Raw genomic sequence first — 13,872 nt, forward strand, 5'->3', positions numbered from 1 at the left:
ATCATTATCTGCTGATAAATTTTTGTACCAATTCTCTAAATTTTTTTTCAAACAAAAGGTTATCTTCTTTACTTCTTTTTGGCGTCTTGGTATATTTTTTATGCTTTCTTCTCATTTCCTGGTTTACATGTCTTTTCATGAGAAGTTCTTCAATATTTTCATCTGTGTACATCCACCCATTTTGATTAATGGCCATTGCCTTTTTCCCAAGGGCTAGGGCTGCTACTCCATAGTCCTGAGTAACAATAACATCTCCTCTTTCTGTGTTATTGATAAGTACCAAGTCTGCCATGTCTCTTCCTTGATCCACAGTGATGATTTTTGCGTAATCATCTTCAAATACGTGGCAGATATTTTTTATCATAATTAATTCTATTTTATATTCTTTTGCTACCTTTAGTACGATTTCCTTTACAGGACATCCGTCTGCATCTACTAATATTTTCACTGCCTTCTTCCTTTCTTTTAAAGGCTATGTTTCTCCCTATTCTTCTTTTCTTGTCCATCGATTGGCATCTCTTGTGTTAAATTTATGCATCATTGCATGAAATGCCTTTTCTAAATCAATATCTAAGGAGTTGGCGAAGCAGGTCAAGATAAACATACAGTCTGCTAACTCCATATCAATAGAGTTTTCTTCTTCGTCCTTTCTTTTGGGTTTTTCTCCATAATAGTGATTTATTTCTCTTGCCAATTCCCCAGCTTCCTCTGTTAATCGAGCCATCAATGCTAAAGGGCTAAAATATCCTTCCTTGAACTGAGAAATATATTCATCTACCTGCTGCTGCATCTCCCTTATCGTCAAATCCTTTTTCATGGCCTTCTCTTCCTTTCCTGTACATTTCTATTGGTTTAGAAAAAGAACCCATTTCATGCTAAGCTTTATGAAATGGGTTCTTTTTCTGCAGCTAATAAACTATTTACATACATAGATAATATTTCTTTACTAAAAAATAGTTTTTTATTTACATAGATATTTATACCTTCTATTTCATACGCATAAAATCCTTCTTTATCTCTAGGCTTTCCCATCATAACTGATGTTACTCCGTAAGTATTTCAACAGCTTTTTCCATAACCTATATCCAAGGTAAGACTGTCGGTTTTATTTCTCTTTAAAAGTATTTGTAGTCTTTTTGCTAAAACAGTATCCATTTTTCCTTCTCCTCTCTGTGATTCAACCATAAAAAATAATGCAGCGATAGCACTGTTCACTATGCTAATAATCTCTTTCTTTATTATAGAAACCAGATAAGGAAAAGGTTCTTTATATTTTGTATAAAAGGAATAATTTAAAAGCTGTTTAAGCAGTTCCTTTTTGCTGCCGCTTACTTGCCAGCTTTATATCAAGCATTCCAGTAGTCAAATATACTCCAATAAAAACTAGGATTCCTCCAGAAATTTGAGCTAATGTAATCCTTTCTCCAAGACTCCAGCTGATAATAGCTGTAAAAACAGGCATTAGGTTTAGAAAGACGCCTGCTTTGCTGGCGCTAATTTGTCGAACACCTATATTCCAAAAGACGAAGGAGCCTACAGAAGGAAAAATGATCATATAGGCAATTCCCTGCAGGGCTAATGGACTAAGTTCTGTATAGTTAATTCCTTGCACTATTGCAAATGGTGCCATAATGATGGTGGCAATCAATGCCGTTACTGCTGTTGTTGTAATAGGAGGTATATTCTTTATTCTTTTCCCTATGATGGAATAAAAGGTCCACATGATAACAGCCGCCAGCATCAGTAAATCCCCTCTATTATAGCTGACATGTAAAATTTGTGTCAGTCTTCCTCCCGTCAAAATCACTACAACACCCAGTAAAGAAACTACCAGCCCTATGCTTTGAATTTTAGAAATCCTTTCCTTCAGCATATAAAGAGAAAATATCACGATGATTCCTGGATTTAATGCACTGACCAAGGAAGCATTGGTTGGAGATGTATATTCCAAGGCGGCATAAAGTATAGTGTTATATCCTATCATCCCTAATACTGCCATAGCTAATAAAGAAATCCACTCCTTAGGGACTAAACTCCATTGAGGTTTTTCGTAAAAATAGGCAATGATTAATAGTAATACAGATGCTACCAGCCACCTTGAGAAGGTAATCATAAGGGGAGGCATTTCTGCAACCACATATTTGCCAAAAACATAATTCCCCGCCCAAAATAAATTGCATAACACCAATAACAGCCAAACTCGATACTTACTCATTCTTTCTTCAACTCCTTTATATGATTAGCAATGTTGTCGTCATTCCTATAATAAAATCTGATTTAATTTAGAGGAAGTTTTTATTCCCACTAAAGTCAACCAAATTTACTACGAGGATACAGTGCTTCATCTCTAAATATTTTTCATTCCTCTTTATATTTCATTCCTCTTTATAATAGTTTAGCTGAATCATTTTATTTTGCAAGTGTTATTTATGTAACGATGCTGATAGTCCTCTCTCCATCTATAATACCCCTCAGGGATTACTCCCAGAGTTAACAAGTAGAGGTTCATGACCCCGCTCATTATGGTAATCACCTTAGATGATAAAATAGACTTGCTTTGAAAATCTTCTTCCTCGGCAAGCCAAATTATATAGCATCTATGCACTTCTAAACAATCATTACTGAAGACTTTGGAGTAAAATCTCCCTATCTCTTCCCAGCTCAGCTTCCAGTCGTCTTATTATACTTTCTATGATTTCCTTTGGAGCCATTCCCCAATCCAATCCTCTATAAATGCCTTCTTTCCATATAACTTTTGCTTTTTCATCTAAAGGTGTTAAGGTATGCTCCTGCACTTCATTTTGAATCCTTTCATAAAAAGCTTGCTCTTTTTGTCCTCCTAAAAAATCATTGGTATAGTCGATTGTATTTGGATGGTTCCTTGCGGGCAAATATCCTGCAACAGAGCCTATCATATTTTCTCCTAATGCTTCAAAGGTAAAAAATTCTATAAACTCCCATGCCGCTTCTTTATTTTCACTTAAATCAGAAATAGCTATAATGGAAGCGTTGCTCCATCCTTTGACGCCAAAGGGAAGCTCTGTCACTCTCCACTTTCCTGCTTGCTCAGGTGCCCATATTTCTATGCTCTGTGCACCCCATGAACCTAAATACAGCATAGCAATCTTATCTTCTTTGATAGCCTGCCTGCCTTCATCGCTCCATATGTCGATATGAGAAGCTAAGCTCTGCTGGCGAATAGTCTTAGCAATACTAATAACCTCACTAAAGGTTTCTTGATCCCTTAGCAGATTTAGCTCTTTATCATATTGTCCAATTTGGGATTCTAAGATTTCCACCGGTTCATGGGGCCATTGAACAATCCATTTATCCTCTTTTTGTAACCTTTTAGCAATTTCTAACCAATTATGTGGATTTTGAATAAAGGCTGCTAATGCGTCTGGCTCAGATGGGAATCCATAGCTTTCCATGATATCTGTACGATAATAGGTTACCTTGGGAGATGTATTAAATGGTATCCCTAATAACTGTTCTTCATCAAAGGATAATCCTACCTTCCATAAAGCATCTGTAAAATCATTTTTGTATCTATCTGCCTTAAAGGGTTCTTCCAATAAATCCTGCAGCCCCCTCATCCCATTGAATGCTCCAAAGTGAGGACTATCTAAAACGATGAGATCAGGAGTATCCCCTTCAGCCAGAGCATTCATGAGGATGCTAGGATAGTCGCTGTATGGGAAAACTACTGTCTTTATATGTATGTTGGGATGTTTTTTTCTAAAGGCTTCAAGATAAAGCTCCCAACCCCCATAATGAGACCATAGTGTTAGCTCTATTATTTCTTCTGCAGTGTTAGATGCATTCACTATTTGATTTTTTTCTCTGAATACCTGTTTCTCTGAAGAGATATTTTTTGTCTCTACTTTTTGACAGCCAGTGCTGATAGTAAGTACAATGATGATGATTAGCATTAGTGTGTTTTTTCTTTTCATCACTTCTCCTCCTATGAAACGGGTTGGTTACATCTTTCTTAAAGGATTTAGGAAATAGTGGCCTAAAATTTTTCACCCTTTATTTTATTGTCAAACCTCATTTGAGACTGTAGCAGTTTTTCAAACTCATCTTTGGTCAGCGGTTTGCTAAAAAGGTATCCTTGTAATTCGTCACAGCTTAATTGCTGAAGGTGAAATAGTTCTTCTCTATTTTCTATCCCCTCAGCTACAACATTGAGGCTTAGGCTATGGGCTAATTCAATGACGGACTTAATCATAGATGCTCTTCTTTCATCTACTTCTATGTTTTTAATAAATTCTCTATCTAATTTTACTTCCTGAATGGGCAGCTTCAGTAAATGGTTCAGCGAAGAATAACCGTTGCCAAAGTCATCTAGAGAAATCACTATGCCTAATTTACTTAGCTCTTGGATTATAAGAATAACCTCCTGAGAATTCTTAATAAATGCACTTTCTGTTATCTCAATTTGTAAATACTCAGGTTCTAAGCCAAATTTATTAAGGGTAGACTGTATCTTATCAACAAGATGTCTCTGCTGAAAATGCTTAGCTGATATATTAACAGCTATAGGAATTTTAACATACCCTTCCTCCTGCCATTTTTTATTTTGTTGACAGGCCTCTAATAATACCCATTCATCAATTTGTAATATTAACCCAGATTCTTCTGCTAAGTGAATAAACTTTGCAGGTGGTATCATCCCTAGTTCAGGATGTGTCCACCGTATAAGGGCCTCCATACTAGATATCTTTCCTGTAGTCGCATCTATTTTAGGTTGATAGTATAATTCAAACTGGTTTTTTTCTAGGGCCTCTCGAAGTCCATTATCCAGCATCATTCTTTCAGAGAAATCATTTCTCATGCTCTCATCGAAATATGTAATATGGGTTCCACCTTTATCTTTAGAGGTATACATAGCCATATCTGCATAGGTCACCAATGTGTCGACATCATCACCATCATGGGGATACATACTGATGCCAGCACTGGCGGTTACGTATAAGGAAACCCCTTCTAGTTCGATTGGCTCTAAAAACACTTCAGCAAATCTAGTGCTAACATTTTCTACTTCCTCAATGTTGCTGGCTATTATGGTGATTACAAACTCATCTCCTCCTAATCGGAAGATTTTCACCTTTTCATTTTCTATACTGCTTAACCTGTTTGCTATAATCTGTAATAGTTTATCTCCTGCGGCATGCCCTAATGTATCATTAATTTGTTTAAACTGGTTGATATCAATAAACATTACAGCTGCATTACCTTTGTTTTCTCTTTCCTTATTTATTATTTCCCTCAAATAATTATAAAAATTTAATCGATTAGGTAAGTCGGTTAAAGGATCATGGTAGGCCAATTTATGAAGGCTTTCCTCAGATGCTCGAAGCATCTTAGCTTGATTTTTTAACTGATTGTTCATAGTATCACTCTCTAAAAACATTTGCCTTAGATTCATTGCCATATGTTTATAATTTTCTATTAAGGATTTCATTTCCCCCACATTGGTATTAGGCCATTGAATTGTTTCCATTCTCTTTAACTTTTTGGGCAGCCCAGTGGTGACAGTTGCTAGTTGGTTTATGGTTCTAACTAAGATGCGATTAATAAAAAGGGTAACGATTACAAAAAATAGAGCAAAAAATACTAGCAATCGAAATTGGTCTAAATAGTCCTTAAAAATTCTTTCTTGATATTGTTTTATTGGGAATTGTAAAAAGATCTTAATGGCGGATGGTTGTACTGATCGTTCATATATGTAGGCCCCCTCTGCCCATCGAGCAATGGGTAGAGTGTCAGTTTCTATAGGAGGCAGAGATTGATAAAAATCTGTAGAGATTATCTCAACATCATTTGTCTTTTTCCAATCATAGGCTTCCTTAGGTTCAAGAGAGTTTTCGCTGGAAGCAAGCACCCTATAATTTTTATCAGTGATTACTATTGCAAAGGATCCTTCAGATGTATGCTTATAAATAAGTTCCTCTAAATAGCCGATTTGAATCCTTCCTAAAAGCACTAATCTTAGGATATCTCCCTTATCCCATTGTTTTAGCTCTTCTTCAATGCTATTTGCACTATATACAGCTAATGGCAGAGCATTTCTTTTTATGGCCTCATATGAGTTCCAGCTGTTCACAGCAAAATTCATCAAAAATGGGATAAGCACTGCTGCAATAGATAAGTGAAAGAAAGATTGCCGTAGGTTTATAACAGGTTTTTCTTCACTTTCTTTTTTCACTAAAATTCTGTTTGGTAAGTAAGATAGAAGCACATCTGCTATCAAAGCATTAAATACTCCATTGATTGCATTTTGACAAATTTGAAAAAGCAAGGCACTATTATACAACGGTTGATGGTAGCTGTGATAATATAAAAATGATAAAGGTATCCCTCCAACAATCCAGAAAATCATATTCCATTGTACGATATTACCTCTTCCTTTACGAAATGCCATTACTCCGATAAAGAGAATTTCTAAAATCCATATAATGTCCCATAAGGGATAATTAAAAAATAGAATAGAGGCAATGTGTATGATTATAGTTGTCCCCATTGCTAAGGGAAACCCATATAATCCACCTATCAAAAGTAAAAAGACACTAAAAAAACTAAAGGTTATACCAAAAATAAAATCTAGACTGTCCAATCTAGCAATAAAGGCTAATGAAAAAAGAATGATAAACAAAATGATGGCTAGCCCTTTTTTATAAGGTAATGAGGATTTAGTTTCAATTATCATACTCTAGTGCCCCCTTTTTTAGACAAAAAAACTGCATCATAGCAGTTTTTACTTTCAATAGGTTTAACTCACCTGAGGCAGCCCGGCTGTCATTGCTATGCTTTAGACCCGTGGCTTTGCGTCCCATGCTTTCGCATAGTTTGCTATTAGATACGTATGTAAATGTTTCCTAACACGCCTTCCTATATTTAATCATTGCAGCACTAACCATAACTAAAAATTCATTTTTCTACATATTTTGTCAATATCCTACTTTCATTATAGCACTATAGTCCTAATTTTGAAATGCTTTCTTATTAAAAAATAATAGTAATTATACTATTTTAATTGTTTGAATGAAAAACCCTCAGCATAACTTTGTTGTAACCCTGAGGGAAAATACAGTTTTTTAAATTCTATTTTATAATTGTTTTGCCAACCGGTGTTGCATGATATATGCCTTAATCTACCCTCTGATCCTTTATATGCTCCTCTTCTTCCTTTGGAAATCTAACAATCAGCTTAAATAAATCTCCATCTATACTTATTTGTAAGGATCCTTTTTGAAGCTCTGTAATACTTTTAGCTATCGCCAGTCCCAAGCCTGAGCCCTCTGTATTTCTAGACGCATCTCCTCTAGTAAAGCGCTCTGTGATTTCTGCAGCATCAAAGTTCATTTCGTAGGCAGAAATATTTTTAAAGGTAAAGCTTACTTCCCCTTGAATTTCTTCAACATCTATATATACTCTGGAATTAGACAATGCATATTTTATAATATTGTTCATGATATTTTCAAAGACTCTATAGGTTTTCTTGCCATCAAGACGACAGATAATCTTGTTTTCTGGTATATTGATTCTCATTTGAAGATTGCTGTCTGCTATTTTTTCTTCCAGTTCTCCTAGGGTTTGTCTAAAAAGGGCCAATACATCTACTCTTTCTAAATCTAGTTCAACATTACCGCTGCTTACTCTGCTTGCCTCAAATAAATCCTCTATCAGTACCTTTAATCTTTTTGACTTTCTATCTAGGATCTCTATATATTCTTTTTGTTTTTCCACCGCAATCTCTTCATTCTTCAACAAATCCACATAGGTTATGATGGAGGTTAGAGGAGTTTTCAGATCATGAGAAACATTGGAAATCAACTCAGCCTTCATTCTTTGGCTCTTTATTTCTTTATCTACTGCCAGCTGGAAGCCTTCTTTGATATTATCTAGATTTTCAGCTATGGGGGTGAACATTCCCATATCCTCCTGAAAATGAGTGTCAAAGCCTCCTTCAGCCAGCTGGCCACTGACATCATTTAAAGCCTTTAGATGCTTCATCAGTTTTACAAGGTGCTGAAATAGGAAGATACTGTAGCCGACAGCTAATAAAAAGGCAGCACCTCCAGCCAAAGCAATAATCCACAGGATTAATAAATTGACTGCTAGTATAACAAAGATTTTCTTATGAGGACTCTTTGTTATGTCAATCATTATGAGTTCTTTTATTATTCTTTTTATTTTTCTTATAATATAAAACATACTTTTTCCCATAAAGCTATTGTTTATAAAGCCTTCCTTAAAACCAGTGTAATAAATGTATTTAATATAAACAATGGTCAAATAGATCAGCAGGTAAAGGATAAAGGTTGCCGGTATCCCTAAAAGGTAAAAATATCGGTTAACATGGTAGATAGCTTCTGCTTCATTAAATCCCATGTTATGGCTTGTTGCTCCTGTTAGAAATAATAGCATGGGAAAGCCCAGCCAAAATAGAAGCTTTAATTCTAAAAACATCTTATTAAAGAGCCTGCAAACAGCTGCCCTCCTTTGGACATCATAGGGTAAGCTAAAGGCTGTTATGCTTAAAAGCAGGATAGTAGCAATCCCAATTACCACAATCAATAGCAAGTAATCTGGTATAGCGTGATATCGTTCCATGCTATAGGTGAAAAAGTCTCTATGCTCAAGAAAATCCTGTGGAACAATATAAATTATTTGTGAATTTGCATAATTGAGTTTTTCCTCATTTGAGAAAAACAAACTGCCTGCAAAGATGCCTTTGTTAAATCTTATTCCTGTGGAGGTTTCTATTTCTGGAGTACCTTCTTCATCAAAAACAGCCCACAGATAGAACTGACTATTATTTATCTGCTGTTGTATCCTGTTTTCTGTTGCCTCTGGTATATTGCTTATGCTAATGTCTCTTTCCAAATTACTTATATAATATTTAATGCTTTCTACATTTTCATATCTAGGATCATACCAATCGATCCCTTGAAGCTTGGATTCATTTAAATACCTTGTGAAACGAGATAAAGCAAAGGAAAAATCATTGCTTTCTGTATAATCAATTGTATTGTTTTCAGTAGAAAAATAATAATCTTTTATTGGAGCATAGCTTCCTACTGAAGCTACTGTAAGTATTAATAGGGCAAATACAATAGCCAGAGAAGATGCTCTCCACTTTTTAGGCTGATTTTGTGCTACAGACCTACTAGTATTTACCTCTATTTCTTGACTGTTTTCCTTTTCTTCCTCATTTGTATCTGTTTGCCTTTCATTAACATCATCATGATTGTTGTTCAAATTTGTATCCAATACCCCACACCACCTTTAAATATTTTGGTTCCTTTGGATTGATTTCAATCTTTTCTCGAATCCTTCGTATATGCACTGTTACTGTATCCGGGTTATAGGCTGGCTCCTTCCAGACCTTTTCGTAAATTTCCTCAATGGAAAAAACTCTATTGGGATTGCTCATCAGTAAATACAGAATTCTATATTCCAGTGGCGTAATCTTTATGACATCACCGTCCACCAGCACTTCCTTGCTATCATCCTTTAGGATAATTCCTCCAATTTTTATCACATTTTCTTTGGATGTTAAGGCATTTGAGTAACTTGTATATCTTCTAAGACATGAATTCACCCTTGCCAACAGCTCCATAGGATTAAAAGGTTTGGTGATATAATCATCTGCTCCTACATTGAGTCCCCATATTTTATCCATATCCTCTGATTTTGCTGACAGCATGATAATGGGGACATTGCTTTTTTCCCTCATCCTAAGGGTAGCGTTTGTGCCGTCCAGTCTAGGCATCATAATATCCATAATCACCAGATGAATATCTTCCCTTTCAAAAATCTCTAAGGCTTCTTGGCCGTCATACGCCTTAAAAACATAATAATTTTGGTTTTTTAGGTAGATTTCGATAGCATCTGTTATTTCCCTTTCATCATCCACCACTAGAATATTGTACATAGCTTTATTTCCTCCTACATTCTTTCGAGATATCTCTTATAGTTATCATAGCATATAGTTTTTAAAAATCTACTGGTAGAATTCTTACAAATTTCTTAAGAAAAATCTAAAAACTTCATTAAAAAACTACCCAGCCTTTAACTTTGCTAGGTAGTTCAATAATCTTTATGATAATAATATAAAACTACAACATTCTTTCTATGTGGCTCTTATAACTTCAACATCATATCCATCTGGATCTGTAACAAAATAAAATCTTGGCGGACTGCCAGGAAGTCCCATAAGCTTTGTAACCTTATAGCCCATTTTTTCATGTCTTTCTCTTGAGGCTTCTAAATCATCTACTGTAACAGCGATATGGCTAAATCCATTTCCTATCTCATAGGGTTTATCTGGATTATAATTATAGGTTAACTCCAGTTCATAATTGCCTAATGCATCACTTAAATACACCAAAGTAAATTCATTTTCAGGGAAATCCTTTCTTTTGGTTTCTACTAAACCAAGTGCCTCTGTATAGAATTTTAGGGACTTTTCTAAGTCCATTACTCTTATACAGGTATGCAGCATTTTATAATCCATAAAATAACTCCTCCTTTGTTGGTAAATACTTCATTATATATAGTATAACAAATTATCATTACATTATCTATGGAGATTCTTTAGCTGCTGCCTTTATGAACATTCCCTTTTTCCTCTATGCATCATTCATGAATTGATTCTATTTGTCTGTTAATTTATAAGTTTATTTCATTCCTGATGATTTCCCCTAGTTTTTTTATGCCGATTTTAATTTTATCTTCCTCCACCCCAGAATAATTTAACCTTATGGTATTCTCTACATGGCTTTTGGCATAAAAGGCATCTCCTGGTACAAAGGCGACATTTTCCTTCAAAGCTTTTTCTAATAAGTTCTTAGCCTTGATCTTTTCCGGCAAAGTAATCCAAACAAACATACCGCCTACAGGTGTAGTATAGCTTACTTCCTTAGGGAATTCTTTTTCTATGGCCGTCAACATGACATCTCTTTTTCTTTTATAGATTCCCTTGATATAATCAATTCGTTCTTTCCTATTGTACTTTTTAAAGAAGTGTAGTATTTGCAGCTGGGAGAAAATATTGGTATGAAGATCTGTACCTTGCTTCAGTAAACCATATTTATTAATAATAGATTGTTTTCCACAGACCCATCCAATTCTAAAGCCTGGGCAGACCAGTTTTGAGAAGGTGCTTAAATAGATGACTCTTCCCTCAGTATCAAAGCTCTTTATTGGAGGCAGGGGTTCACCAGCAAAGCTTATTTCACTATAGGGGTTATCTTCAATGATAAGTACATCATATCTGTTGGCAATGTCTATCATTTGCTTTCTTCTCTCCAAACTCATAGTGATGCCTGTAGGGTTTTGATAGTCTGGAATGGTATAGATAAATTTTACATCAGGGTTTTCCTTTACCAATTTCTCTAGTTCTTCTATGACAATGCCTTCCTCATCCATCTCCACCTCCAAAAAATCTGGATAAAACGGCTTAAAAGCATTGATAGCTGCCATGTAGGTTGGTTTTTCACAAATAATCTTATCCCCTGCTTCTATAAAAACCTTAGCAGTTAAATCCAAACCCTGCTGAGAACCTGAGGTAACTAAGATATTGTCTAACTCTGCAGTAATTCCTTTTTCCTTCATAATTTCCTGCATAAGACTTCTAATCTGGTTGTTGCCTTCTGTGGTGGAGTATTGCATAGACCTCGTTCCATGTTCTATAAGTATGTCCTTGCATATTTCTATCATTTCCTCTACAGGAAAAACCTCCTCTGCAGGCAGTCCGCCCCCAAAGGCAATAACGTCAGCCCTGTCCGTTAGTTTAAGTAGTTCTCTTACCTCGGAGGCCTTTGCTTCCATCGCTCTTTTTGAAAACTTCATTTCCATATCAATCTCTCCCTATTCTATAAATTAAATGATGGGATTTCTATCATTAGTCCTTGATTTCCCTTCTGCATAGGTAGTAATTCTTGATTTTTTAATGGCTTCCATTAGGGCTTTTACCCCTTTTTTAATCTCTTCTCTTGTTGGATAAGTGTAATTTAGCCTAATATAGGTGTCTCCTATGGAGCCATTGCAATAAAATGGATCCGGAGGCATAAACATGACCCCTTCCTTGATTGCCTGATTCATCAATATCGTTAGTCTTACATTCTCTGGCAGCTTACACCACAGAAAATAACCTCCCTCAGGTATAGAAAATTGTAGTCCATCCACTTTATATTTTAAGATTTCCGTACACATAAGATCTCGTTTGCTTTTATATTCCTCTATAATTTTTTTTATATGCTGTTGATAATACCCTCCATTTAGAAACTCACTTAACATATATTGTGTCATGGTGTTGGAGTGAAAATCTGTTATTTGCTTAAATTTGCTAAATTTGTTGATAATAAATTCGTTGGCAGCTACCCACCCAATCCTCATCCCTAAGGAAAGTGCTTTAGAAAAGGTTCCTAAATATACAACATAATCACTTTTATCTAATGCCTTTAGGGAAGGAAGACGATTTTCACTAAAGTTTATTTCACCATAGCCATCATCCTCTAAAATCGGTATCTGATAAAAATAAGCAAGCTTTAACAATTCTTTTCTTCTTTTCATGCTGAGGGTTACACCAGAAGGATTTTGAAAGCTAGATTGAAGATAAATGAATTTAGGTCTGTAGCGGAGCAATAGATTTTCTAGTACATCTGTTTTAATCCCTTCTTTATCTATGGGTACACCAATCACCTTTCCTTTGGCTGCTTTAAAAATTTCTATTGCACCCAAATAAGTAGGCTCTTCCATTAATACAACATCTCCCGCTTCAATAAATAGCTTAGCAAAATAATAGATTCCCTGCTGAGAACCTGAAGTAATCATGATTTCTTTTGTAGCGGCGTTAATTCCTCTACTCTCCAGATGGTTTTTGATGCTGTTTCTCAGCTCCATGCATCCGTAAATGCTGGTTGGCATAAAGAGCTTTTCTTTATATTTATCCATGCATTGATTTTGAATGTTCTTGAAGATTTCTATAGGGTAGGTATTGGATGCAGGTATCCCACCAGCAAAGGATATAATTTTTCTATACTGGGTTGCCTCCATAATCTTAGCAATAAGATCGTGATGCTCTAGGTCGGTATCCTGATTGATCATTTGATTCCAGTGAATTTTAGGTGTATAGATTTTATCAAATTCCATATCCTTTGTAAGCTGAGGTAACACCACCGTTCCTTTTCCTACAAAGGATTCTACCAATCCATCTGCCTTCAGCTCCATATATGCCTTCACTACCGTGCTTCTATCTACCTTTAACTGCTTTGCAAGATTTCTTTCGGAAAGCAAAACATAATCATCCGATAACTCTCCAGACAAAATCCTTTGCTGAATTTGGTTTTTTATCTGTAAATATATGGGAGTGCTGCAGTTTCTATTGATAATAATCGTCATCCAAACCACCCTTTTCTGTAAATGGTACCATCCAATTTTACTATATCATAGAAAAATTTGGTAAAAAACCTCCAATTAAAGTTTTTTTGAACCCTCCAATTAGACAACAGGCTTTCCTGGCAGTTGCTTTTTCATTTTTATCTTTATCTTTCTGCTACTGCTGTCATCTGAGTATAGTAGGGAATCTTGTCAAGGACAGTCTGCTAAATTGATTAGGACTGTCACTACTGAAATAAGTCCAAGTGGAAGAAAGCATTTAGATAAGCAGGCATTACTGCAGCGAAGGTTTTTCCTTCTCCAGTTTTTATTTCTACTATCTTTCCTTCATGCTATTTAATCAGTAACAGCATCTGGATGTCCGCCTTTAGCAAGAAATCTACAAAAGTATGTATCATTATTTTACCGTCTGTTCAAATTGTTGTTAAACTCAGCAGCTTAGATATACTTCCTTATTTTAGA

12 protein-coding genes and 1 riboswitch are annotated in these 13,872 nt (G+C 35.4%); all 12 genes read right to left on the minus strand.

Annotation, left to right across the window (positions count from 1 at the left end; genetic code table 11):
• Positions 1 to 4 precede the first annotated feature (4 nt).
• Positions 5 to 448 (minus strand): YaiI/YqxD family protein, encoded by a 444-nt coding sequence (locus tag BMX10_RS05175; RefSeq protein ID WP_090440399.1) that lies wholly within the window; start codon positions 446 to 448, stop codon positions 5 to 7.
• Between the two features lie 36 nt (positions 449 to 484).
• Entirely contained in the window at positions 485 to 817 is a 333-nt protein-coding gene (locus BMX10_RS05180; RefSeq protein ID WP_090440401.1) for a nucleotide pyrophosphohydrolase, read from the minus strand.
• A 65-nt stretch (positions 818 to 882) separates the two neighbouring features.
• Positions 883 to 1,035: a hypothetical protein gene (locus BMX10_RS17950; RefSeq protein ID WP_170834693.1), complete on the minus strand. Its 153-nt coding sequence runs from the start codon at positions 1,033 to 1,035 to the stop codon at positions 883 to 885.
• 268 nt (positions 1,036 to 1,303) lie between these two features.
• The gene (locus tag BMX10_RS05185; protein WP_090440404.1) at positions 1,304 to 2,215 is read right to left on the minus strand and encodes a DMT family transporter; all 912 of its coding nucleotides are present in this window, start codon (positions 2,213 to 2,215) and stop codon (positions 1,304 to 1,306) included.
• Positions 2,216 to 2,618: 403 nt separating this feature from the next.
• On the minus strand, positions 2,619 to 3,953 hold the full coding sequence (locus tag BMX10_RS05190; protein WP_090440407.1) for an ABC transporter substrate-binding protein: 1,335 nt from the start codon (positions 3,951 to 3,953) through the stop codon (positions 2,619 to 2,621).
• A 62-nt stretch (positions 3,954 to 4,015) separates the two neighbouring features.
• The gene (locus BMX10_RS05195) at positions 4,016 to 6,712 is read right to left on the minus strand and encodes an EAL domain-containing protein (RefSeq protein ID WP_090440410.1); all 2,697 of its coding nucleotides are present in this window, start codon (positions 6,710 to 6,712) and stop codon (positions 4,016 to 4,018) included.
• Between the two features lie 73 nt (positions 6,713 to 6,785).
• A riboswitch (cyclic di-GMP riboswitch) is annotated at positions 6,786 to 6,867 on the minus strand.
• A 285-nt stretch (positions 6,868 to 7,152) separates the two neighbouring features.
• Positions 7,153 to 9,279, minus strand: coding sequence for a sensor histidine kinase (locus BMX10_RS05200; protein WP_244272642.1), 2,127 nt, complete (start codon positions 9,277 to 9,279; stop codon positions 7,153 to 7,155).
• Entirely contained in the window at positions 9,251 to 9,943 is a 693-nt protein-coding gene (locus BMX10_RS05205) for a response regulator transcription factor (RefSeq protein ID WP_090440413.1), read from the minus strand. The genes BMX10_RS05200 and BMX10_RS05205 overlap by 29 nt, the downstream gene beginning before the upstream one ends.
• Positions 9,944 to 10,141: 198 nt before the next feature.
• Positions 10,142 to 10,525 carry a lactoylglutathione lyase gene (gene gloA, locus BMX10_RS05210; RefSeq protein ID WP_090440416.1) on the minus strand — a complete coding sequence of 128 codons (384 nt, stop codon included), beginning with the start codon at positions 10,523 to 10,525 and terminating at the stop codon, positions 10,142 to 10,144.
• Positions 10,526 to 10,680: 155 nt separating this feature from the next.
• The gene (locus tag BMX10_RS05215) at positions 10,681 to 11,868 is read right to left on the minus strand and encodes an aminotransferase-like domain-containing protein (RefSeq protein ID WP_090440419.1); all 1,188 of its coding nucleotides are present in this window, start codon (positions 11,866 to 11,868) and stop codon (positions 10,681 to 10,683) included.
• 24 nt (positions 11,869 to 11,892) lie between these two features.
• Positions 11,893 to 13,413, minus strand: coding sequence for a MocR-like pyridoxine biosynthesis transcription factor PdxR (gene pdxR, locus BMX10_RS05220; RefSeq protein WP_090440422.1), 1,521 nt, complete (start codon positions 13,411 to 13,413; stop codon positions 11,893 to 11,895).
• A 224-nt stretch (positions 13,414 to 13,637) separates the two neighbouring features.
• On the minus strand, positions 13,638 to 13,730 hold the full coding sequence (locus BMX10_RS18570) for a hypothetical protein (RefSeq protein ID WP_090440847.1): 93 nt from the start codon (positions 13,728 to 13,730) through the stop codon (positions 13,638 to 13,640).
• Positions 13,731 to 13,872: the final 142 nt, after the last annotated feature.

The sequence above is a fragment of the Natronincola peptidivorans genome (assembly GCF_900111615.1).
In the GTDB taxonomy this organism is placed as follows: Bacteria; Bacillota; Clostridia; order Peptostreptococcales; family Natronincolaceae; genus Natronincola_A; species Natronincola_A peptidivorans.

Coding starts and splice junctions, on each gene's coding strand:
- BMX10_RS05180 (WP_090440401.1), bottom strand. CDS start 817: ATGAAAAAGGATTTGACGATAAGGGAGATGCAGCAGCAGGTAGATGAA.
- BMX10_RS17950 (WP_170834693.1), bottom strand. CDS start 1,035: ATGATGGGAAAGCCTAGAGATAAAGAAGGATTTTATGCGTATGAAATA.
- BMX10_RS05185 (WP_090440404.1), bottom strand. CDS start 2,215: ATGAGTAAGTATCGAGTTTGGCTGTTATTGGTGTTATGCAATTTATTT.
- BMX10_RS05190 (WP_090440407.1), bottom strand. CDS start 3,953: ATGAAAAGAAAAAACACACTAATGCTAATCATCATCATTGTACTTACT.
- BMX10_RS05195 (WP_090440410.1), bottom strand. CDS start 6,712: ATGATAATTGAAACTAAATCCTCATTACCTTATAAAAAAGGGCTAGCC.
- BMX10_RS05205 (WP_090440413.1), bottom strand. CDS start 9,943: ATGTACAATATTCTAGTGGTGGATGATGAAAGGGAAATAACAGATGCT.
- gloA (WP_090440416.1), bottom strand. CDS start 10,525: ATGGATTATAAAATGCTGCATACCTGTATAAGAGTAATGGACTTAGAA.
- BMX10_RS05215 (WP_090440419.1), bottom strand. CDS start 11,868: ATGGAAATGAAGTTTTCAAAAAGAGCGATGGAAGCAAAGGCCTCCGAG.
- pdxR (WP_090440422.1), bottom strand. CDS start 13,413: ATGACGATTATTATCAATAGAAACTGCAGCACTCCCATATATTTACAG.